The organism is Nocardia sp. 2TAF39, from assembly GCF_052114905.1.
Taxonomy (GTDB): Bacteria; Actinomycetota; Actinomycetes; order Mycobacteriales; family Mycobacteriaceae; genus Nocardia.
In genome coordinates this window covers 1-22,920 of the sequence record NZ_JBFRFQ010000031.1, presented here as the reverse complement: position 1 = coordinate 22,920, position 22,920 = coordinate 1, and the positions used below count along the sequence as shown (strand labels likewise).

19 protein-coding genes and 1 pseudogene are annotated in these 22,920 nt (G+C 66.0%); 6 read left to right on the top strand and 14 right to left on the bottom strand.

The genetic code is table 11. The features are described 5' to 3' along the window. Positions 1 to 14: 14 nt before the first annotated feature. Both AB4Z47_RS19730 and AB4Z47_RS19725 read right to left on the bottom strand, forming a co-directional pair. Positions 15 to 956, bottom strand: coding sequence for a methionyl-tRNA formyltransferase (locus AB4Z47_RS19730; RefSeq protein ID WP_441952699.1), 942 nt, complete (start codon positions 954 to 956; stop codon positions 15 to 17). A 50-nt stretch (positions 957 to 1,006) separates the two neighbouring features. Next, positions 1,007 to 2,293 (bottom strand): SidA/IucD/PvdA family monooxygenase, encoded by a 1,287-nt coding sequence (locus AB4Z47_RS19725; RefSeq protein ID WP_441952698.1) that lies wholly within the window; start codon positions 2,291 to 2,293, stop codon positions 1,007 to 1,009. 195 nt (positions 2,294 to 2,488) lie between these two features. Between AB4Z47_RS19725 and AB4Z47_RS19720 the strand changes: the two genes are divergently transcribed. Together AB4Z47_RS19720 and AB4Z47_RS19715 are read left to right on the top strand one after the other, a co-directional pair. Further along, positions 2,489 to 2,959, top strand: a complete 471-nt coding sequence (locus AB4Z47_RS19720; protein WP_441952696.1) for a hypothetical protein — start codon at positions 2,489 to 2,491, stop codon at positions 2,957 to 2,959. A 115-nt stretch (positions 2,960 to 3,074) separates the two neighbouring features. After that, the gene (locus tag AB4Z47_RS19715) at positions 3,075 to 3,776 is read left to right on the top strand and encodes a siderophore-interacting protein (protein ID WP_441952695.1); all 702 of its coding nucleotides are present in this window, start codon (positions 3,075 to 3,077) and stop codon (positions 3,774 to 3,776) included. 4 nt (positions 3,777 to 3,780) lie between these two features. Here the strand turns inward: AB4Z47_RS19715 and AB4Z47_RS19710 are convergent, their stop codons facing one another. Together AB4Z47_RS19710 and AB4Z47_RS19705 are read right to left on the bottom strand one after the other, a co-directional pair. Then, on the bottom strand, positions 3,781 to 5,517 hold the full coding sequence (locus AB4Z47_RS19710; RefSeq protein ID WP_441952694.1) for an ABC transporter ATP-binding protein: 1,737 nt from the start codon (positions 5,515 to 5,517) through the stop codon (positions 3,781 to 3,783). Continuing rightward, a complete protein-coding gene (locus AB4Z47_RS19705; RefSeq protein WP_441952692.1) occupies positions 5,514 to 7,367 on the bottom strand; it encodes an ABC transporter ATP-binding protein in 1,854 nt (617 codons plus the stop codon). Before AB4Z47_RS19705 ends, AB4Z47_RS19710 begins: the two co-directional genes overlap by 4 nt. A gap of 160 nt (positions 7,368 to 7,527) precedes the next feature. On the opposite strand from AB4Z47_RS19705, the gene AB4Z47_RS19700 reads away from it, so the two are divergent. From AB4Z47_RS19700 to AB4Z47_RS19685, 4 genes are all read left to right on the top strand, one after another. After that, the gene (locus AB4Z47_RS19700) at positions 7,528 to 7,980 is read left to right on the top strand and encodes a TIGR03667 family PPOX class F420-dependent oxidoreductase (RefSeq protein ID WP_441952690.1); all 453 of its coding nucleotides are present in this window, start codon (positions 7,528 to 7,530) and stop codon (positions 7,978 to 7,980) included. A 170-nt stretch (positions 7,981 to 8,150) separates the two neighbouring features. After that, positions 8,151 to 9,080 (top strand): RluA family pseudouridine synthase, encoded by a 930-nt coding sequence (locus AB4Z47_RS19695; protein ID WP_441952688.1) that lies wholly within the window; start codon positions 8,151 to 8,153, stop codon positions 9,078 to 9,080. A gap of 169 nt (positions 9,081 to 9,249) precedes the next feature. After that, entirely contained in the window at positions 9,250 to 9,993 is a 744-nt protein-coding gene (locus AB4Z47_RS19690; protein WP_441952686.1) for a CPBP family intramembrane glutamic endopeptidase, read from the top strand. 540 nt (positions 9,994 to 10,533) lie between these two features. Next, positions 10,534 to 13,077 (top strand): helix-turn-helix domain-containing protein, encoded by a 2,544-nt coding sequence (locus AB4Z47_RS19685; RefSeq protein ID WP_441952684.1) that lies wholly within the window; start codon positions 10,534 to 10,536, stop codon positions 13,075 to 13,077. Positions 13,078 to 13,321: 244 nt separating this feature from the next. On the opposite strand, the gene AB4Z47_RS19680 is transcribed toward AB4Z47_RS19685, so the two are convergent. The 10 genes and pseudogenes from AB4Z47_RS19680 to AB4Z47_RS19635 all read right to left on the bottom strand — a co-directional run. After that, entirely contained in the window at positions 13,322 to 15,523 is a 2,202-nt protein-coding gene (locus AB4Z47_RS19680; RefSeq protein WP_441952682.1) for an MMPL family transporter, read from the bottom strand. Between the two features lie 42 nt (positions 15,524 to 15,565). Continuing rightward, positions 15,566 to 16,036: an EXLDI protein gene (locus tag AB4Z47_RS19675; protein WP_441952680.1), complete on the bottom strand. Its 471-nt coding sequence runs from the start codon at positions 16,034 to 16,036 to the stop codon at positions 15,566 to 15,568. Between the two features lie 451 nt (positions 16,037 to 16,487). Beyond that, positions 16,488 to 17,300: a phosphatase gene (locus AB4Z47_RS19670; RefSeq protein WP_441952678.1), complete on the bottom strand. Its 813-nt coding sequence runs from the start codon at positions 17,298 to 17,300 to the stop codon at positions 16,488 to 16,490. Positions 17,301 to 17,719: 419 nt separating this feature from the next. Then, positions 17,720 to 18,169 carry a type II toxin-antitoxin system VapC family toxin gene (locus tag AB4Z47_RS19665; RefSeq protein ID WP_441952676.1) on the bottom strand — a complete coding sequence of 150 codons (450 nt, stop codon included), beginning with the start codon at positions 18,167 to 18,169 and terminating at the stop codon, positions 17,720 to 17,722. Then, the gene (locus AB4Z47_RS19660) at positions 18,166 to 18,390 is read right to left on the bottom strand and encodes a ribbon-helix-helix protein, CopG family (RefSeq protein WP_441952674.1); all 225 of its coding nucleotides are present in this window, start codon (positions 18,388 to 18,390) and stop codon (positions 18,166 to 18,168) included. Before AB4Z47_RS19660 ends, AB4Z47_RS19665 begins: the two co-directional genes overlap by 4 nt. A 127-nt stretch (positions 18,391 to 18,517) precedes the next feature. Further along, a complete protein-coding gene (locus AB4Z47_RS19655; protein WP_441952672.1) occupies positions 18,518 to 19,339 on the bottom strand; it encodes a YceI family protein in 822 nt (273 codons plus the stop codon). Next, positions 19,339 to 20,328 carry an MSCRAMM family protein gene (locus AB4Z47_RS19650; protein WP_441952775.1) on the bottom strand — a complete coding sequence of 330 codons (990 nt, stop codon included), beginning with the start codon at positions 20,326 to 20,328 and terminating at the stop codon, positions 19,339 to 19,341. Before AB4Z47_RS19650 ends, AB4Z47_RS19655 begins: the two co-directional genes overlap by 1 nt. 66 nt (positions 20,329 to 20,394) lie before the next feature. After that, a pseudogene (locus AB4Z47_RS19645) lies at positions 20,395 to 21,888 on the bottom strand (MDR family MFS transporter); the annotation flags it as partial. A 37-nt stretch (positions 21,889 to 21,925) separates the two neighbouring features. Further along, a complete protein-coding gene (locus AB4Z47_RS19640) occupies positions 21,926 to 22,423 on the bottom strand; it encodes a MarR family winged helix-turn-helix transcriptional regulator (RefSeq protein ID WP_441952670.1) in 498 nt (165 codons plus the stop codon). Positions 22,424 to 22,773: 350 nt separating this feature from the next. Then, on the bottom strand, positions 22,774 to 22,920 hold a 147-nt coding region (locus AB4Z47_RS19635), incomplete at its 5' end, for a small ribosomal subunit protein uS17 (RefSeq protein ID WP_441952773.1).

The following is a 22,920-nucleotide window of genomic DNA, read 5'->3' as shown; positions in this document are numbered from 1 at the left end:
GCGGGGCGCCGGAGTTATTCCCGCGAATCCGTGAGATAGCCTCCGCGCCCGAAGAATTCGGCGCCTTCGTGCTCGACGCCGTCTGCGGTGCGCACCCTGGTGACGAGGAGGGCGTTGTTCTCACCTCGGAACGCCTGCGGCCCGCACACCACGGCCCCGCCGCCCTCCTGCACGATCACCCGCCCCGCGGTACCGCCATAGCGCGCGTCGGAAACCCGCGCGGCGAGCACCTCGATCCGCTCGCCACGGTAGTAGCTGAACGCCCGCGGATAGGGATCGGAAAGCGCCCGCACGAACCGCTCGAGGTCGACCGCCGAGGTTTGCCAGTCGATTCGGCTGTCCCGCTCGGATCGCTTATGGAAGTACGTCCTGCGTGCCTTGTCCTGCGGCCGCCAGACCGCGGTGCCGGTTTCCAGCGCGTGCAACGCCTCGTGCACCGCACCGGGGATCAATTCCATTCCGGCGAGCACCAACTCGGTTCCGGTGGCTTTCGGGCCGATCGGCAGCGAGTGCTGCACCAGAATGTCGCCGGTGTCCAGTTGCTCGTCCATTCGGTGCACGGTGAGCCCGAACTCGGTCGCGCCGCTGATCAGCGCCCACAGCACCGGCGAGAATCCGGTGAACTCGGGCAGCAGCGAATCGTGCAGGTTGAGCGTGCCGTGCGGGGGCATGTTGTACAGCTCCGGCGGCATCCAGGTGTACCAGCTGTTCACCACGATGACGTCCGGCTCGGCCCGCTTGACCAGATCGATGGTCTCCGCGTCTGCCCGCTCGGTCAGGTGCACCGGGATGCCGTGCGCGGTGGCCAGTTCCTCGACCGAATCCGACCAGATGGCCTTATAGGACTGAGCACTCGCCGGATGGGTCACCGCTAGCACCACCGCGTGGTCCGAATCAATCAGGGCCTGCAGGGTTTTCCGCCCCCAGGTCTGGAAACCGAACGACACGATGCGCATGAACCGAACCTCACCCTCGACGAGCTCTAGCCTAGTAAGGCTAGCCTAGCCTAGCTTAACTCTCGTCCGACCTCAGCATATGACAATGTGGCGGAACGCATGAACCCCGAGGACAGCACCCGATCCGAAAGTTCGCCGAGACAGCTGAGATTCGGAAAACCCGGACCCTGCGCGAGACCAGCCAGATTCGGCAGGTAGAGCTTCGAGTCGAGCCCGGATACCGCGAGATCGTGGTCGATCGCGGATTCGATCCTGGACTGAGTGATCGGCCCGCCGACGGCCAGTTCCAGCAGATCGGCGGCGTCGGCGTCGAACAGCTCCAGAAACCACAGCGGCTGACCACCGGTCGCGTCGACAACCAGGTCGAAGGCGTGCACCTGATCTGGGCGCAACTCGTTGCGCAGCGTCAGCGCTACGCTGTCCCCCTGGTCGATCACCCGGACCACCCGCCCCTGCAGGTGATGTACCCGGCTGTCACCGAGCAGCGTCTCCTGCACACGTACCGAGAACACGCCGCGGTCGGTACGTCGCACCACATCTCGGCGCTCGTCCGGACTCAGTGCCCGCCACTTGGCCGGGTCGCTGTAGAGCGAATTCTCGAAGAAACTCTCGCCGCGCGTGTAGATGGTGGCGGCGGGCGAGATCACCGAAATGGTCAGCACGTCGTGCCGCACCAGTTCGTCCATCGCCGAACCCGCCGTCTCACCACCGCCGATCACCGCCGCTCGCGACGAGGCGGGCAGCTTGCGCTTGCCCGCCAGATCCCAGAACTCGGCGATGCTCAGCACTTTCGGGTGTGTCGCCAGCGCACGGTCGCTGCGGCCGGGCCCGGTGACCATCAGTCGGTCCGCATCCAACTCGCTGACCACCCCGTCGGCATCGGCGACCGAGACCAACCACCCGTCGGCAGCCGGCGAGATCTTGCACACGGCACCGAGCACCAGTTCGACATCAGCTTTGTGCGCAACCCACTGCAGATACTTGGCCCACACGTGATGATGCGGGCTCGGCCTGCCACGGTCCACCCATTCGGCGTATGTGCCCCGTTCGATCAGGAAAGACGTCCAGCTGAACGCCGTCATCGCCTCGTTGATCGCCCGGTTGTGGCCGCGCGCCCACGTCGAGCGATAAGGGAAGCCGACGTCTTTCTCCGGGCTGGTGCCGAGGCGATGTTGCCCGTCGGTCCAGCCACCACTCGGCAACCAATTCCCGCCGACCGCATGGGATTCCACCACCGTCACGCGGGGCGCGGGCAGACCGAGCGAACGCAGCACATGCGCTTTGGCCGCGACCGCCATGGCCTTCGGTCCCGCGCCGACCACCAGAAGTCTGTCCATCGGTACTCCCAACTCTGCAATCCAGCCACTGCGCGGCTATCCCTACCGGGAATCAGCCGCACAGACCCGAGGCGCGATGCCGGCCGAGCGGTCAGGCCGAAATCGCGCACCCGTGTTTGCATAGGCTTACCTTATATTGCTTACCGGTGCCAGTCCGCGGGACCGACCCGCCCCCTCCGAACGATTGGATCGCACATGTTCACCCATAAGGCCAGCGCTGCCGCCGCGGCGTTCGCGCTCACCGCCGCCACCCTCGTGGGATTCGCCGGCGCCGCGACCGCCACCCCCTCGGCCACTCTGCCCGGCATTCAGCTCGCCGCGGCCCCGGCACCCGCGGAACTGCAGGCAAAACTGGGACTCCTGCTCAACAAGGGCGCTGCACGCGCCGACCGGGCCGCCGAGTTGGAGGTCGGCGAGGCGGGCCTGCCCATCATCGATCAGGTCTCCTCCCTCATCGCGACCCTGCCCGGTTACCAGTGGTCGATCGTCGGCCCGGTCAACGTACGGGGCGACTACCTGACCGCCGAGCTGAAGACAGTGGCGACGGGCTACGATGACATGCCACTGGTCGACTTGTCCTGGCGGCAGATCGACGGCAAATGGAAGCTGTCGCGCGAATCGCTGTGCACCATCGCAGGCTTCGCCGCACTGCCCTGCAACGTGTAGTTCATTCGCCGACACAGCGCCGATGGCCTCGAGATTCTCGAGGCCATCGTGGTTTTCCGCCTGATGCCACCGGGGATACCCGCGCGAGCGAGATCCTTAGGCTAGCCTTAGCTACATGGGAAGAGGATTCGAAGGCTTGATGTTGAAGGCGTGGCGGGCCGATGACTATCGGCTGACCGTCACCTCGACCGAGCAGATCACCGACAAGTTCATCCGGCTCGGCTTCAGCGCGGCTGGCCTGCTCGCCGACCACGCGATGCATCCGACGCAATGGGTCCGGCTGTGGATTCCCAACGGCGAGAAGGAGCACCAGCGCGGCTACACCCTCGTCGACCCCGATCCCGAGAACGACCGCTTCTGGATCGAATTCGCTCTGCACAACGGGCCCGCCGCGGAATGGGCCCGCAATGCAAAGGTAGGCGACGAGATCGACGCCTCGGTGCTCGGATCGGACTTCCAGCTGCCGGAGACCACGCACGCCGAATACCTGATCTTCGGCGATACCGCCTCTTTGCCCGCGATCAACTCCCTGCTCGACGCGATCGGCGACACCCCGGCGCGCGCCTGGCTGGAGTGGCAGTACGAATCCGACCAGACTCTCCCGGTCCGCAACAAGCCGCACCACCAGGTCACCTGGCTGCAGCGCATCGACGACGGCCGACTGATGCGCGAGCAGGCGCAGAAAATCGAATGCCCTCACGATGCCTTCGCCTGGGTGGCCTGCGACGGGCACACCACGCGCTCGATCGTGAAGACCCTCAAGACCACGCACGCGCTGCCGAAGTCCGCGATCAAGGCACGCGCCTACTGGAAGTAGGCGGCTACACCGGCTCGGGCTCCAGCCGCCAGCCGGCGGCGCGGGAGCGCTCATTCCAGAAGTCGGCGTAGCGGCCGCCTAGCGCGAGCAGCTCTGCGTGGGTGCCGCGCTCGATGATACGGCCGCCATCCAGGAACAGGATTTGATCCGCGTGCGCGATGGTCGTCAGCCGATGCGCAACCACGATCACCGTCTTGTCCCTGGTCAATTCGTGCACGCCACGCACGACCACCGCCTCGGTGTGCGGATCGAGCGCACTGGTCGCCTCGTCGAGCAGCACGATCGGCGCGTCCTGGAGCAGCGCGCGGGCGATCGAAACCCGCTGCCGCTCACCGCCGGACAGCGCCGCGCCACCCTCGCCGACCACGCTGTCGTAGCCATCGGGCAGCCGCCGCACGATCTCGTCCACCCTGGCCGCCTCGGCGACGCGGCGCACCTCTTCGTCGGTGGCGTCCGGTCTGCCGATGCGAATGTTGTCCGCGACCGAGCGATTGAACAGGTAGACGTTCTGGAACACCAGGGAGAGCTGGTTGAGCAGGCTCGCGGAGGGTTGGTCGCGCACATCGTGCCCGGCGACCTCGACCCGGCCGGACTCGACGTCGTAGAACCGCGCGGCCAGCCGCAGCAGCGTGGTCTTGCCCGCACCACTCGGACCGACGATCGCGGTGGTGGTGCCCGCGGGAACGGTGAACGACAGGTCCGAGAGCGTCGGCTCGCCCGGCCGGTAACCGAAGCTCACCCGGTCGAAGACGACTGTCGGGGCGCCTGGCGTGACCGGGCCACTCGTCTCGGGCAGGACGGGTTCGGCGAGCAGCCCGGTGATCCGCTCCGCCGCGGCGCTCGCTCCGCGCAGCGCCATGCCGAGCTGTGCGGCCTGGTTCAGCGGTTCGATGAACCGCGCGCTCACCGCGATCAACGCGATCGCCGACGCGGCCGAGACGGCGCCGTCGGTCACCCGGCTCACCGCCACGTACACCAGCACCAGGAACACCGCCTGCACGAACAGCGCGAAAACGATCAATCCCGGGACCGCACCGAATACCGCCTTGGTGATGGCCGAACGCTGTCGCGCGAGCGCCGAATCCAGTGCCCGGTTGCCAGGGCCCACCGCACCGAAGGCGCGAAGCACCGGCTGCGCCTGTGCGAATTCCACCACCCGTGAATCGGCTTCGCCGGCCGCCGCGTGCATCCTGGCGTCGGAGCGGGTATATGAGCGGTTCGCCGCGAGGTTGACCAGGTACAGCACCGGCGCCGCGAGCAGCATGGTGAGCGCGATCCGCCAGTCCACGAACAGCATGCCGACGGCAACGCCCAGCGGCACGATGACACTGGTCAGCGCCTTGGCAAGCAAATAGGCGAGAAGCCCCTGCACCTCGCGTACGTTCTCCACGACCACGCGGCCGAGCGGGCCCGCGTCGCGGGTCTCGAACCAGCCGAGCGGCAGCGCGTTCAACTGATCGCCGAGCCGGGTCTGCAGTCCCTGCTGCATGCCGACGCCGATCCGCAGACCGGTCACGGCGGCCCGGTATCCGAAGACGATCACGCCGCCCACCGCGAGCGCCAACCCGAGCGTCCACAACCAGGCACGCTCGAGATCGCGGTCGAACAGGGCCTCCAGCACCGGGACGAGCAGCAGGTAGGCCGCCGCCTGGCAGAGCGCCTGGATGACGATGGCAGCCAGCAGTTTCGATGACAACGGGGCGAGTTCGTCCGGAACCAGCCCGAAAACCTTGCGAATCATCGTGTTTCCTCCAGATCGACCAGCGCCATGTCGCCGAGCGCGGACTCGTTGATCTCCCACAGCCGCTGGTAAGTGCCGCCCGCGGCGCGCAGGCTCGCGTGATCGCCCTGTTCCACCAGGAAGCCGTTTTCCAGCACCAGGATTCGGTCGACACCTGTGATGGTGTGCAGCCGGTGTGCGATGACCAGTACAGTGCGCCCGGCCACCAGTGCGGCGAGCGCGTCCTGCACCGCCGCCTCCGATTCCGGGTCGGCGAAGGCTGTCGCCTCGTCCAGCACCAGCACCGGGGTATCGGCGAGCAGCGCGCGGGCAATCGAAAGCCGCTGCGCCTCGCCGCCGGACATCGTCGCGTCCACGCCGATCTCGGAGTCGTAGCCGCGTGGCAGCGCCATGATCCGGTCGTGGATCTGGGCCGCCCTGGCAGCCCGCTCGACCGCCTGCGCGTCCGCTTCGCGCCGGCCGAGCAGCAGGTTGTCCCGGATCGTGCCACGGATCAGCCGCACATCCTGGAAGACGAATCCGACCGCGCTGTAGAGCTCTTCGGTGCCGAAATCGCGAATGTCGCGCCCGCCGATGGTGATCCGGCCAGAGTCGACGTCGTAGAACCGCGGCAGCAGCTTGGCCAGCGTCGATTTGCCCGAGCCACTCGGACCGACCAGCGCGGTAATGGTGCCGGGCCGCAGTTCCAGGTCGATGCCGTGCAGCACTTGATGGTCGGCGCGATAGCCGAAGCCGACGCCCTCGAACCGCACGACACCGGGCTCGGCGGGGGCGGGCGGCGCGGCTTCGCCCGGCGCGCCCGCTCTGAGCTCAGGCGTCTGCTGCAGCTCGTGCAGCCGCTGCGCCGCGGCGCCCGCCGTGCGCACTGCCTGTGTGCTGTAACCCAGACCGAGCAGCGAGCTGCCCAAACCCAACCCGACCAGCACGAAGGGCAGCACATCCAGCGGTGCGACCCAGTCCAGGCCCACGGCGGCGAGTCCGCCCGTCACCACGACCAGCATCACGAAGACCGGGGCGACCACGAGGTCGGAAGCCGACTGGATGCCGATGACGGGCGTCTTGAGCCGGTCCAGGCTGCGCGCCTGGCCGTCCACCGACTCCTGATACGCGCTGTGCGCCTTGCCCGCCTGGCCGAAGGCCCGCACCACCTGGATGCCGTCGACGAACTCGATGGTGGCCTGTTGGGTGCGCCGCTCCCAGCGGGTGTACACCGCGAGCCGGTCCCTGCCTTCCTGGTCCATCATGCGGCTGAACAGCACCGCGTAGGCGATCAACGGCAGCAGCAGCAGCACCGTCAGCCGCCAGTCGATGGTGACCAGGTAGGCCAGGGTGACCAGCGGCACCGTCACCGCGCCGACGAACTCCAGCCGCGCGTGCGCGATCAGATAGTGCAACGCCTCGACATCGTCCTGCAGGTATTTCTTCACCTCCCCCGAGGTGCGCTCGCCGAACCAGCCGAGCGGCACCCTGGTCAGCTTGGCCGCCAGCGCGCGGCGCACGGTGAGCTGGTAACCGGCGTCGATCAGGTGCGACCAGGTCAGCGCGACGGCCTGGAGCAGGCCCCGGACCACGAGCACGCCGACCGCGATACCGAGCAGCCGCCACACCCGATCGGTGTCCACCGGCACCGCGAGCAGCTCCCGACACGCCTCGACGATCAGCGCGAACGGTACGACGGTGCACACCGAGGCGACTGCCACGATGAGGCTCGCGATCGTCAGTGTGCCGCGTACCGGGGCGAGGATCTCCCTGCGCGCCAGCGCCTCCTGTTGCTTGCGTTGCTTCGCCACTGCCTTCGGCGGCCGATTCCCGGTCTCCGCCGCCGGTAGCGACGTGACTTCCACCGTCATCTGCCTCGCCTCTCCACCATCGAATAGTCCCTCGAAAGATAGGTTAGGCTAAGTTGCCTTCGAACAGTGGGGGACACCCGCACGAGCCAATTCCCCCATACCGGTTCGGCTTTTGCGCATCGAGCGGAATCGCCCCGAGCGCCGCGGCGTTGCCCCTGTCATGACCACAACGGCATCCGATCGATCCGCTGCCCCAGTCGTAGACACCGGGACCGAGTTCGGCGCGAAAGTCACCGAGCGACTGAACCGCGAATCCGTCCTCTGGTTGACCACCGTCGGACCCACCGGGACACCGCAGCCCAACCCCGTCTGGTTCCAGTGGCGCGACGGCGAATTCCTGATCTTCAGCCAGCCCGGAAAGCCGAAGGTGCGCAATATCCTGCGCAATCCCCAGGTCGCGCTGAATCTCAACAGCACAACCACCGGCGGCGACGTCGTCGTACTCACCGGCACGGCACGGATCGACGAACAGCGGCCGACCGCAGACGAACTCGCCTCCTACACAAGGAAATACGCCGAGGGTCTGCTCTCCATCAACATGACCGAGGAGCAGTTCTACGCCGAGTACTCGGTGGTCCTGCGTATCACCCCGGATCGGCTGCGCGGGTTCTGATCGATCGCGTTCACGCCGCCCTCCACCACCGCGTGCCGCCAACGCACCGCTCACGACGGCCGGACTCCACCTGAGAATCACGGGCCCGTGAGCCGCTGTTTTCCGATCCGTCCACGAGACCGCGGCCTCGCGCGGATCGCCCGCGACGTCCCGGACTAGGGTCGGTACCGATGAGAAGGCGGCAGCAACCGCCGTTGCCGAAGCGGCACGGCTTGGATCCGGCTCGGCTGCGATTGCCGGAGCACGGCGCCTGGGCGACCATTCGCGACCACTTGGTCGAGCGGCTGCCCCGGGTGCCGACCGCGCGGATCGATGAACTGCTGCGCGCGGGCGGCATCGTCGACCTCGACGGTCCGATCGCGCCCGACGCTCCGTACGTGCCGGGCGGTGCGGTCTGGTTCCACCGGGATCTGCCCGAGGAGACGACGGTGCCGTTCGACATTACTGTCGTGCACCGTGACGACGATCTGCTGGTGGTCGACAAACCGCACTTCCTGGCCACCATCCCGCGCGGCAAACACATTCTGCAGACCGCGCTGGTACGGCTGCGCCGGGAATTCGACCTGCCCGATCTGGTCCCGGCCCATCGGCTGGATCGCGTCACGGCAGGCTTGGTGCTGTTCGTCGTCGATCCGGCCCGGCGTGGCGCCTACCAAACCATGTTCCACAAGCGCACGGTCCGCAAGGAGTACGAGGCGATCGCTCCGTTCGATCCCGGACTGACGCTGCCGCGCGTAGTGCGCAGCCGGATCATCAAGGAGAAGCAGGTGCTCGCGGCCCAAGAGGTGCCGGGCGAACCCAACGCGGAGACCGAGGTCGATCTGCTCGAGCACCGCGACGGGCTCGGTCGCTACCGACTGCGCCCGCACACCGGCCGCACCCACCAGCTACGCCTGCATATGAACGGCCTCGGCATCCCGATCCTCGGGGACGACTTCTATCCCGTGCTCACCGACAAGCCGGTCGACGATTTCACCCGGCCGTTGCAACTGCTGGCCACGTCGCTCGAATTCACCGACCCGGTCAGCCGTACGCCGCGCCGCTTCGAAACCACCCGCACACTGCAGGCCTGGACCGATCCGGAAGGGTGGGCCGGCTGACGACACTCGGGTCAACCGGCCCTGGCGCGGGACGCGGTGGCTGGGCCACGCCCCGTCCCCGCACGGCTCATACCTCGACCGACTCGGATGCACGGAGAAATGTGACCCATCTGGCTGCGGAACACCACGGCGCCCGGCGTACCTGCCGCCGATCCGTAGACTGATCGCGATGTCTCAGCACGATTCCGTAGCTCCGCCCCACCCCCACCATAAAATTCACGCGTACATCGACGTGGCCGTCGTCGTGATCGTCCTGGCAGGCACCAATCTGATCGCACACTTCACGACCGCATGGGCGAGCATTGTCACGGTGCCGATCGCCGCCGTCGCGCTGCTCGCGCTCGTGCGCAGGCGCGGTCTCGGCTGGTCGGAGTTGGGGCTCTCACCTCGGCACTGGCGACGCGGTTCGCACTACGCACTCGGCGCGGTGGCGGTAGTTCTCGCGGCAGTGGCGATCGGGGCGGCACTGCCCGCCACCCGTCCGTTCTTCCTGGCCGACCGCTATGCGACCATCTCCGGCGCGTTGATCGCCTCGATGATCGTCATCCCATTGCAGACGGTGATCCCCGAGGAGCTCGCCTTCCGCGGTGTGCTGCATGGCACACTCGACCGGGCGTACGGTGCACGCGGTGTCTTCGCTGCGGGCTCCCTGTTGTTCGGCATGTGGCACATCGCGTCCTCACTCGGACTCACCTCGGGCAACCACGGCCTTTCGGGATTCGTCGGCGGCGGGATTGCCGGGCAGGTCATCGGGATTCTGCTCGCGGTGCTCGCGACGGCCGCGGCGGGCGTGGTGTTCACCTGGCTACGCCGCCGCAGCGGCAGCCTGCTGGCCCCGATCGCGCTGCACTGGTCGCTCAATGGCGCTGGCGCGCTGGCGGCAGCGGTCGTCTGGCACACCACACTGACCTGATCCGACACCCACGCTGGCCATGGCCTTCAGCGCAGTGCTGTCGCCGCACCAGCCCGCCGACCACGATCCCGCCGCGTGATCGACGAACAACACGGGACCACTGGTGGCAGCGATCGTCTGGCATACCACACCGACGCGGGGCGCACTTCGGGGCGCCTCAGGATATGGCGTCGACCTTCCCGTCGGCCGCATTCGACCGTGCCGACGAATCACTCGCCCGCCAGGGACTCCCTCGATATTCGCTGTTGCGCGACCTTTCCATCCGGAGCCGACGGGGGTTCCGGACGCGGTTCATGCGCGAGCCGGAGTGAAATAATCGAACCAATTCTCGACACCGAACACGAACGGCAGAAAGCGCCGCTCAGCCGGATTTTTCGGCCGCACGGGGAATTTCGGCGGCCCGGCGTGTCGCCGTTGCTCCCGAGCACATGACATTGACCTCGGGCAGAGGTCGGTTTAGTCTCACTCGGATCACACATATGTTCGAGCGACTCATGTCTCCACCGATCGGCATGACACCTGCTCTTGGGAAGGCTCGCGATGTCCGACGAATTGTCGCACGGTAGTTCCGAGATCGCCGCGCTGGCACAGCAAGTCGAGACCGCGCGCGGCAAACTGCCCCTGCAATACGACCCGGCGCTGTTGCAAGTGTTGTCCGAACGCGAAATCGCCGCGGAACGCGAGCTCGCGGAATGGATTCGCGCGCAACGGCGCAAACAGCAGCGCAGCGAGATCGAAGCGGAACTGGCAGCCGAGAAACGCGACCGCAAGTCGGCGGCAGCCCTGCGCCGCTCCGACGATGCCGACGCCCGCTGGCATCGACGTGCGCTGGCGGCACGGCGGCGAGTGTCCAGCGCCGACGCGCGACTGGCGCAGCTCTACCGGCGAGCCGAATGGTCGTCGCGCGCGCTGATCGCCGTCGTCGTGCTCGGCATGGTGTGGGCCGGGGTCAACGTGCAGCACAACCTGGTGCCCAGCGGCGACATGTCGGATCCGCTGTACTGGTTGAGCTACGGCATCGAGGCGATGATCTCGATACCGATCATCACCATCATGGTCGTGGCGACGACAGCCGCACGGTGGGGCCGGGAACTGGCGCGCGGCAAGGTGATCTTCTTCGAGACCGCGCTACTTGGCACGACCATCGCACTCAACGCGGGACCGCACCTCGCCGCGGGCGATCTCGGCCGCGCCGGCGAGTACGCGATCGCTCCGGTGATGGTCGGCGTCGTGATCTGGCTGCACGCGTGGGTATCCGCGCGATACGCGGTACTGATCGATGGGGCGCCGGTGGTCGAGCGCGACCCGCAGACAATTCGGATCGAAGCGGAGCGCGCCCCGAAAGCAACGTTGGACAGTGGCCGCTATCGGCCCCTCGACGGAAAGGACGATTCGGCGAACGTCGGCCGATTTCGGTGCGATGGAAATACAGACGCGGTGCATGTGAGCAGTGGTCGCGCGGCAGATCACGATGCTTCCGGAGCGCGGGTTCATCGGCCCGAAGCCCGGGACGTTCAGTATTCCGTGCACGACAACACCACCGTCCACCCCAGTGTGGCTCCCACCACGGCGGCTTTCACTCGCACCGACACCTGGCGCGAGTCGGCCGCCACCTGGATAGCGACGAATCAGCCCGGCGGGGCGCCGGCCGACGATGCGTTGCCGTCGCGACCCAACGGCAACGCAGTCGATCTGCCGATCAACGGACGGGCCAAGTCATCGACCAACATTCACGCGGTCAACGGTCACCACGCGGTCAACGGTCACCACACCATCAACGGTCACCACACCATCAACGGTCACCACACCATCAACACTCACCATGCGGTCAACGGTGACACTGACAGCGGTCACCATCCGGTCAGCGGCCCGCATCTCACACCGACGAACCATACGAACCGCGAAGTCCCCCAGACGTCGATCACTTCTGGCCGCGCCGCCGAATCATCGAGTGACGGACTCGCGGTAGCACCGCATGCTGACGGCCCTACATTCCCGCAGGCCATAACTGACCACCCTGTTGCGAACTCCGCCAACGGCTATTTTCACGACCTTCCGGTCGACCCGCACACGGCCGCTCGGACCACCAACGGACACACCGCACCGCATGCGAAGAACGGAAGCACCGTTCCCGCGGTCATCGACAGCGAGAAGGCGAGGCCGCCCGACGATCACCCCATTTCCTCGCTCGCAAAATACGTCTTCGGCCTTCTGCCCGAGGAACACACCGCCCCCTCGACTGATGACCTGACGACACATTCCTCACCGGCCGAGGTGAAGGCGAAACCATTCAGCCCCATTAGTTCGTCTATGTCCGTCGACCCGGACCACGCACCGGTCGACGCGACGGACAGCGATGAGAAGTCCGGCGCCGGCGCGAACAAGTCCTCTGGGGTTGCCGCGAATACGCCTGCCTCGCAACAGATCTCGATTGACGATGTGCATGACGAATTCGCGGTCCGCGAGCGATCCGCCGCGGCAACCGGCAGGGCGAACCGAAAAACGAACGGCCTTCCGCCACAGCAACTCCCGAGTCTCGAACGTGGTAACCGTCCCACCGATCGAGCTCATCGCGGTGCCGACACCGTCGGGCGCGAGAGCCGCGATACCGTCGAGTCCATCCACATACTGCCCGCGGTGACCACCGGCACCGCCTCCCAGGAGAATGCGAATGCTACGGCGCCGCGGTCAGCACGCGGGAAATCGCCTTCTACCGACCAGGGCGACCGCTCCGCCGACGCGGAGAGTGAACAACTCGTCCTCGAGGAAGCCCCCGAACCCACTCGCCCGAACCTGCGTTCCGAACCGATACCGATCCTCGAGACGGACGAGGACGAGGACGTACCGATCGAGACCGACGAAGCCGACACCGATGACGACGAGATCTCGGCGATCGCACGGGCCATCACCGGCCGGCATCTATCGAATCTGCCGCTCGAGGAAGTCAGGGAGATCCTCGCCCTCGCCGACCAAGGCGGTACCACCCCTGCCATCGCCAACGAGCTCGGAGTCTCCCGCTCCGCGGTCACCCGCGTCCTCGACTCGGCGATCAAGGTCCACCGCCCTTACGCCATCACCGGCTGACCACACGTCCTTCTGACGGCACCGGCACAGCTGACCGCGCCACCAGGCGTCGCCGAAGTCCCAGAGCGAAAAAGTTGGCGCGGCCAGGATCTGAGCGAATAGCTATGGCCATCGTTTCCGAGTAGCCGCAGAATCCTCCGGCCGTGCCTACCAGTTTCCGTGCCGAACGGGCTGTGCCGCGGGAATTCCGAAGGCACAGCCCTGTTCCGGTCTACTCAGCTGCTATCGCCGCTGCTGGGCCGCTTCACTCGGACCGGCTCGTCGTAGCGGTCGAGGTCTGCTCGGCGCCCCGGTAGTAGGTCGCCGGCTCGTCGTGTCGCGCTCCTCGCGCTCCGCCGGACACCGAACCACCCGGCTTCCGGTCACCGTGCCCGGGCCACCACGCCTTGTGTCCGATCATCGCCGTGAGCGCCGGCGTGAAGAACATCGCCATGACGAACGCGGCCATCGCGATACCCACCGAGATGGCGAAGCCCATCTGCGCGAGCACATTGTTCCCGGCCAGCATCATCGACGCGAACGTACCCGCCAGGATCACCCCTGCCGCCGCGATGGTCGGTCCGGTGTGCCGCAGCGCCAGCGCCGCAGCCTGTTTCGGCTCGCTGCCTTCGCGCGCTTCCTCCCGTAGCCGCGCAACCATCAGGATGTTGTAGTCGGTGCCGAGCGCGACCACAAACAGATACATGATCACCGGCAGCGTGAAGATCAGGCCGGACTCGCCGCGGAAGTGCTGGAACACCAGCACGGCGGCGCCCAGCGTGGCGGCGAACCCGAGAAACACCGACGCCATCAGATACCACGGCGCGACCAGACTGCGCAGCAGCAATCCGAGCACGATCATGATCAGGATCGCCGCCACCGGGAACACGATCGAGTAATCGCGCGCCATCGCATCCTGGAAGTCGACGAACACCGAGGTCAACCCGCCGACCGCGGCCGTGACATCCGCGGGTGCCGCCGAGTGCGCGACATCCCGGAGCGGCCCCTTGACAGTATCGAGCGCGGCGTCCGACTCCGGTGCATCGGAGAGCGTCACCACGAAATCGGCAATCGTCCTGTCCGCGGACAACGTCGGCTCCGCCACCTGTCCCACGCCAGGCACCGCGCCCAGCGCGCTGCGGTAGGTGGTGAGCTGATCGACAGTCAATTCGCCACCGCCGGACCGCAGCAGGACATCCGAGGGCTGGGTTGTTCCCGCCGGCATCCCCTTCACCAATTCCTTGCTGTAGACCACGGATTCGGACGTTTCCGAGGTCGAGCCGGAGCTGAGGTCGAAGGTTGGGTGGAAGCCGAAGGCGAGCACACCGAGTGCGACAAGCACACCGCCCGAGACCACGGCGAAGGCGCCGGGCCGTCGGCCGAGCGCATTGCCGACCGCGGCGAAGCGCGCACCCTTCGGCTCGGTTCGCCATGCCTTGGACGGCCAGAACACCTTGGCGCCCAGCAGCGAAACCACCGCTGGCACCAGCGTGAGTCCAGCCAGCAGCGCCACCGCGACCGCGATCGCCAGCGCAGGACCGAGCGCACGGAACATGCCCAGCGTGGACAACACCAGCGCCATGAACGCGATGATCACCGCACCTGCCGCGGAGGTGATGGCCTCACCCACCCGAGTAACGGCGCTGATCATGGCGGTCTTCGGATCCTCACCCGCACGCAGCCGCTCGCGGTAGCGGAACATCAGGAAAAGGATGTAGTCGGTGCCGACGCCGAACAGCACGACCACCAGGATGGCGTTGATCGAAGCATCGATCTGCAGGTCGAATGCCTTGGCCACCACGGCGATCAACCCGCCGACCATGCTGGAGATCGCCCCGATCACGACGATCGGCAGCAGTGCGATCACCGGGCTGCGGAAGATGACCAGCAACAGCACCAGGATCAGCACGATGGTGGCGACGCCGATGATGGCCATGCCCTTCTCGCTGGATTCCTGCTGGTCCAAGACCTGAGCCGCCTGACCGGTGATGCCCGCCTTCAGGCCGGTGCCCGCTACTCGGTTCTTCAGCTCCGCACGCAGCGCCTTGACCGCATCGCTCTGCGTCGTATCGCTCGGATTGGTCACCTTCGTCATCTGCACCGCGATGATTTGGATCAGCCGGTTCTCCGAGGGCGGCGTCGGCTGTATCGCGGTGACGTCCTTGATCTGCGCGCCGAGCAGTTGTGTGCCGATCGACGCGACCGAGGCCGCGTCAGCGTCGGTCAGTGGCGACCCGTCCGCCCGCGCAAACACGATGATCGCCGCGGGCGCTGAACTCTGCGGAAATGCTTTCTGCTGCAATTCCAATGCCTGGATCGACTCGTAATGCGAAGGCAGAAAGGCGGATTGGTCGGTCGTCGATTTCAGTTCCGGTGCCGAGGCCACCACCGCGATGGCGAGGAGCACCCATAAGCCGATCACCTTCCACGGATTGTGGACGACCACGGCGCCAAGTCGTGCGAACATCTGCGGAGAATCCCTTCCCGATTCGTCAATGCTGGGGGCAGTTCAGATTTCGAGGTCCTGAGAGGTCGGGTGCTCGGCCGCGTCGACGACCGTCCGGTAGATGCGCTCCGGGATCCGGCCCTGCAGTTCGGCCGACGAATCCACGATCTCGACCAGGTAGTCACCCCACTCTCGGTCACTGCCACCGAACCCGAACAGGTCCCGCCAGCCCTTCCAGTCGGTCACTACGGCCAGCTCACGCCAATTGAATTCCTGCCGATGCACCACGAACTTGCCTTTGCGGCTCACGAAGACCCGCACCACCTCCATCCCCACCTTGCTGCACTTTCGTGATTCGCCGAGCCGCCTGCCGAAAAAGCGCTGTCTGCGCGCGCCGCCCGGGCCGACCCTCAGCACGATCTCGCGGACGTCGTCCACCCCGCCCGGCTCGGCGGACTCCTTGACGTAGGTTACGCCGCCGACCGGCGCGTCGATCGGGTCCGCGCTCGTCGGGTTGTTCGGATCGGTGGTCATGCCAATTCCCCATTTCAATAAATCAATACGCATTCACGCATGCGTATAGGCCAGCGGTCCCTGCCGGAATCCCGCGGCGCCGGTGTCGATTCGGTGTTGTCGGCGACGCTCCAGCGCCCCGTCCGAATCACTATAAGTAGATGTATACGTATAACGCAACGGTGGGCGGACGGATCCCCGTATCACGCCCCGGCAGGGCAGCGGCTCATGGCCTCATCGCGAGTGATTTCATGTTTCGAACGCCCTCAGCATCGGCTTGCGCGTTGAGCGTGGCCTCTTCGCCCTCCGGCAATCGCAGGGTCCAGGCCAGCTCTTAGTTGCTCTTCTCCAGGAGCCTCGGGCAACGGTCGGCGCCTGGTGGCCGACAGCGGGCGGGTCTCCAGCAGGTCGACGCGGCGTCGACGCCGGCGATCTCGTTCTCGTCAGCTGCGGCCTCGACGTGCCGTCTCAGTCATCCACCGAGCCCCGCACAGTCGAGCAGATAAGTGATCAGCGGCTGGTAATACTCTGGGCGGACTCCGTCGTCGAGCGGAACGGTGACGGCGATCTTGCCCTCGGCCTGTCCGGCGAACAGTGCCGGGTCGTTGCAATCGGCGAATCCGACAGTCTCGATGCCTGCTTCACCTGCCGCACCGGCCCAGCCATGATCGGCTATGGCCAGATCGGGCCAGCGGCGGGGCTCGGCGTCGCGCAACTCCCGAAGTACCGCCTGCATAGGGTGCGGATCATGGGTGTGTTTCAGCCTGTCGTCGGTACCGAGCGCGGCAACCCCTGAGGTATAGACGATTTCGCGACTCTTCGGCCCACCGGGAGTGTCGACCCGATACGTCCACCCGGCGGCAGGTGTCAGCACCGCACATCCCGCCGCGCGCAATGCATCCTCGACAGTTCGATAGAGGCCCATGAGCGTCTCCGGATGCCCGGTCGCCAGGATCACCGTCTCCCGGCGGCGGGCCGCAAGCCCGATCCGCGCGCCCACCGCCTCGAGCGCATCGATAGTCAGGTCCGCGTCGATAGTGTCGGAGCCCCGCAGATGACGGGGGTCGGGGCTGACCCCACACAACCGCGCCATCATGTCCAGAGTCTCAGCGAACGTCCAATCCTTCAGCGCCAGCCCGAACTGATACCCCGGATCCTTCTCCACCATCTTGCGATAGTTCGTCAGATTCCCCTCCCGAGGCGTCGCCACCTCCCCCGCGACCCGTGTCTTCAGCAGATGCTTCCGCAGCAGCACTCGGTCATAGGGTTGGCCAGGTCGAGTCACGTACCCCACCGTTCACACCTCCATGGCCTTCTCCCGCACCTCGATACAAGCCAGCGCGTATAGCGCCCGAGCGCGCTGTCTCTGTCGAGCGCCACGCTCACGGCAAGACCAGCTGAGCCACCGAGCGTAGTCAAAGGGCGCCTCTGCTTCGCCCCGAAGCCACCATTACACGACCCGTCGATGATGTCCGTTGTCCGTCGCGCGGCCGATGAAGCGAGCGCATTGACAGTTCGCTGCTCCCAGGTCTCGGCGGAATGGGCCGCCGAGGGCGCAGGCCGCAGCCTCTACCTCGCCGATGACCAAACGCCCGATACCGCCACGTCGATGAACGCTGCTCCGTCAGCGTGCCCGTCCAGGCCGCGAGGAACCAACCATGCCGCACCCCGCTTGCCAGCGGTCCCGTGGCAAGACCTCCAGAATTACCTGACGGTCGGGCTCCAGTCGTCGGGCAGGACCCGAAAAGCGCGGTAGGTGTTCAGTGGCCGCACCACCCTGAAATCCCGCCGGTCGAGAGTCAGTATCGCATCGGTGTCGAATTCGTTTGCCAACGTGACGCACACCGCGTCAACGATGTCCAGGTCCAAGCCGTCATAGCTCGCGCGGACCTCAACAGCTGTCCGCAACTGCGCCGCATCCACATCAGCGACGACAATTCGCGTAGACGTGATGCGATCGGCGAGCAAGGCGAGGATGCCGTCGGCGACCGTACGACCAGCACGCACGCTCGCGACATGATGCACTTCGGTCAGCGCGAGGGGGCTGACTACCAATGCGCTGGCTTCATCGGCCGCGCGGCGAACAGCGAAATGTTCGGGATCCGAGCGATTGAACAGTGCGAGAATTCCAGAGGTGTCCGCTACAACGATCATGCGGGCCGGTTCATCGCATCACGAATGTCGTCCTTACCGATCGGCCCCCCGAGATCGAACGTCTCATCGTCGGTGAGCAGCGGCGTCTCCCATCGACGATGCCGCATCAGATAGGCCCGTACAGCATCGCGGGTGATTTCGTGCTTGGACCGTCCTTCCACGTCAGCTTGCGCGTTGAGCGCCGCCTCTTCATCCTCCGGGAGCCGCATTGTCCAGGCCATTGAGTTATGATACCACTTGCGATACCAATAGAAACCGGACTGCCCGCCTGAAGACCGTCCACTCAACACACGCGACCTCATGTCGCACGCCCATCAGAACACTGCACCATATTTCGGCGGCACTCGCCTACATTGCGGGTAGCTGCTCGCCTTGTACGACTTCGATGTCGAGGTCGAGTTTGACGGTGGTGCCGACGGCGGCCACTCCCGCGCGCACGACCGCGTTGTAATCGATCGCGAAATCGTTGCGGTGCAGCAGTGTTTCGGCGTGGAACGCGGCACGCACACCACCCCACGGATCCGCTCCGAACCGACCGTAGGTCACCTCGAGATCGACCGAGCGACGCTGCCCGTGCAAGGCCAGCTCACCCGACATCACCCAGGTGTCCCCACCGGTACGACGCAACCCGCTGCCGGTGAAAGTGATCATCGGATAATTGTCGACATCCAAGAACTCCGGCGAACGCAGGTGATTGTCACGCATCGAGATACCGGTATCGATACTCGCCGCCTTGATCTCCGCGTACCCAGTGGACCGCTCGAACGGCTCAGCAATATCGAGCCGCCCACTCACCTCCGCGAATCGCGCCTTGATTCTCGCAATACCCAGATGACGCGCTGCGGCGATCACCGTCGAATGCACCGGATCGATCGTCCACGGCCCCGGCGGCGGCGACACCACCACACCTGCCACCGGCACCAGCACCACCTCACCGAGCACACCGGTCCCTACCGAAGAAATCTGCACGGTCCGCGCCACCGGCCCGAACCCGACCGCAGTGAGCACCGCGGTATGAATACCCGCAGGCAACAGCTCAGTGCCCACCGCGCCGGTCTCGTCGACGACCGCACGGGCGATCTGGTGCCCTTTCATATCGGTCACCGTCAACACCGCGTCCGGCACCGGCCACCCATCCGCGGTGCAAACACGACCGGTCAACCCACTCATCAACGATCCCCGAGCCCGTAACCGAGCCGCACATCGTAGGCGACCTCGCCACCGGACACCGTGACCTGCCCGGTCACCGGCGGATAACCACGAGCAATCACGGTGTACTGCCCTTCGAGCAGATCGGTCACGACATAGCAGCCGTTCTCGTCGGTGCGTGTTATCGCGGTCACCTCACCCGCCGCGTCGAAAACGCTGACCAGCACATCCGGCACCGCCCGGCCGCCGTCGGTCCACGCAGACCCGGCAAGCACCGCCATCGCAGCCAACTCGATGTCATGACGCAACACACCACTGTCCGGCACCGTCAATGTGGTCGCACTGGGACGCATATGCTCAGCGACCGCGACCAAGGTATAGACACCCGACACCACACCGTGACACACGTAGGTGCCGTCGACGCCCGTGACAGCCGCCCCGACCACCTCACCACGCAAATCGGTCAACGTGACGGTCGCACCCGACAACGGCACACCGTGCCCGGCGGTACGGACCACACCCGACAACTCACCGGCACCCACCAAGGTCACATCCAGCCGCTGAGGCCGCGGACCGACCGACACATTGACCGCAGCCGGCTGGTGCCCTATCGCCGACGCGATCAGCACATAGCCACCCACCTCCGGCGCACTGATCGCATAACCACCATCAGCAGCACTGCTCGCCCGCGCGACCTGACGGCCACCCTGGTCGATCAACGTCAACACCGCACCCGGCACCGGACGACCATCCTCACGGTGGACACGACCGCCCAACGCCCCACCGTCGAAGTCCGACCCGGGCAATCCGCCAGTCGACAGACCGGCCTGTGACGACGCATCGACCTGGTACACACGATGACCGTTCTGTGCTACCGACGCATGCCGCCCGACCGATGCGGCCGGCACCGGTTCAGGCTCGGACAACACCCGCTCGGCGCCTTCCCAGAGTTGGTTTTCGTCCCAGCTCGACTCGGCCAATACAGCCAGTTCGGCGTCCAGTGCCGCCATGCCGTCCGTGGCGGTCGGATTGTCCTGCAACGGAGACTTTTTCGTAGTCGGGTCGAGAGCCGGATCGATGTCGATCGTGCGGCGCAGCGGACGGTTCGGGAGCAGCGCGGTCGCAACGAGGGCGACGACCGTCGCGGCCGCGGCGATGAGGAAGATCCGGCCGGTCGCATCACCGTAGGCGGCGCGCACGATCGTGGCTATCGGTGTCGGCAAGGCATTGAGATTGAGGTTGCTGCCACCGGGGGACCTGGTCTGCACACCGAGCTTGGCGAAACCCTCTGCCGAGAGCTCGCTCACCCGGGTAGCCAGTACCGAACCCAGCACCGAGACACCGATCGCGCCACCGAACGTGCGGAAGAAGGCGACGCTGCTGGACGCGGCGCCGATACTGTGCACGCTCACGGTGTTCTGCACGGCCAGAACGAGATTCTGCATCATCATGCCGACGCCGAGCCCGACGATGGTGATGTACGTGCCGACCAGCCACAGATTCGTGGCGTGATCGATCGTCGAGAGCAGCCCGAACCCGACCACCAACAGCGCACCACCGGCGACAACGAACCCCTTCCACTTCCCGAACCTGGTGATCAGCTGTCCGGAGCCGGTCGACGCGACGAGCATGCCCAAGACCAGCGGGATGGTCAGTACGCCCGCCCGGGTCGGCGAGTACCCGCGCGCGGTCTGGAAATACTGGCCCAGGAAGGTGGTGGCACCGAACATGCCGATTCCGACCGCGATCGAGGCGATGATCGCCAGACCGGTGGTGCGTTCGGTAATGATCGGCAGCGGGATGATCGGCGACTCGGCTCGGGACTCGACCCACACGGTCGCGAGCAGCAGCAACACACCCGCGGCGACATACAGGGCCGATTCGCGGGAGAACCACGCGTAGTAGCCCGCCTTCCCGGCGAACGACACCCAGATGAGCAGCACCGACACACCGCCGGTCAGCAGGGCGGCGCCGAGCCAGTCGATCGACACCCCGTCCTTGCGCTCGGTGGGCAGCCGCAAGGTCCGCTGCAACAGCACCAGCGCGATCACCGCCAGGGGCACACACACGAAGAAGCACCAACGCCAGCCCAGCGAGCTGTCGACGATGATGCCACCGAGGATGGGTCCGCCGGACATCGAAACCGCCATCACGGCGCCCATGTAGCCGGAGTAGCGTCCGCGTTCACGCGGCGCGACGATGGAGCCGATGATCGCCACGGCCAGCGCGGTCAATCCGCCCATGCCGATGCCCTGGATGACGCGCGCGACCAACAGCACAGGCACATTTCCCGCGACGCCGGCAATGATCGAGCCGACAACGAAGATGACGATGGCCGACTGGACCAGCAGCTTCTTGTTGAACAGATCGGCGAATTTGCCCCAGATCGGGGTGGACGCGGCATTGGACAGCAGCGCCGCGGTGATGACCCAGGCGTATGCGGTCTGCGATCCCTCCAGCGCGCCGATGATGGTGGGTAGCGCGGTGGAGACGATGGTCGTGCTGAGCAGCGCCGTGAACAACGCCGCCAGCAAACCGACCATCGCTTCGAGGATTTCGCGGTGGGTCATCGCGTACGGGGCGCGCCGGGTCCCCGCCTCGACTGAACTAGACATCTACTTCCTGACTCTCTGTCGAAACCGGCTGGTGCTCGTCCACCGCGGTGTGGTGCGCAACTGCGGCCAGTGAATTCCTGAGCTTCTGAATAACCATGGCGGCCTGCTCGGCTTCGTCCTCGCTCCAGTCGGCGAGAGCGGCCTGCAATCCCCGTGCGCGCGACACGCGGATGCGCTGCAGCAGATCGCGTCCTTCGTCGGTGATTTGGATGAGGGTGGCCCGTCCGTCGCTGGGATCGGCATGGCGGGCAATGTCGCCGGAGGTCACCAGCTCGGCAACATGCCTGCTCAGTGTCGATGGGCTGATACACAGGTCCACGGCCAGATCCACCTGTCGGCACCGCCCTCTGGCCTCGAGGGAGCCCAGCACACCGATACCGCCTGGAAACAGGTGCCCTTCTTCCGGGTGAGAGAGGGCAGCACGGATCGCCCGGCCCATGAAATAGAGCTCCTTTATCAGGCTCTGAGCCGTATCGGGTGACACTGCCATGCCCACTCCCAGCACGAGATTAGTTGCTTGCGGTATGCAACTATACATAGCTTACTTTCGCTAAGCAATTAGACCATCGGCGAAACTTCGGTGGGTCGGCCCGCCATCTGAATACGGCGAAGGCCCGCCTCCCAATCGGGAAGCAGGCCTCTTGTCGACGATCTCGCAAATTCGGAACGTGCCCACCTCTAGACGGCTGGGGCATGCGGACAGGAGCATTGAACGTAGTCGAATGGCGGCCCCGCTTCGCCACGAAGCCACCATTTCACTACCGGCGATGGGCGTGAACGAGCGAAGACCCGCTTCCCGGAACGGGAAGCGGGCCTTCGAGTTTCAGGTTGAGGAGATGCTTACTTGGCCTTCTCCAGCACCTCGACCAACCGCCAGCGCTTGGTGGCCGACAGCGGACGGGTCTCCATCAGCTGAACACGGTCACCGATACCGGCGACCTCGTTCTCGTCGTGCGCCTTCACCTTGGAGGTGGTGCGGATAATCTT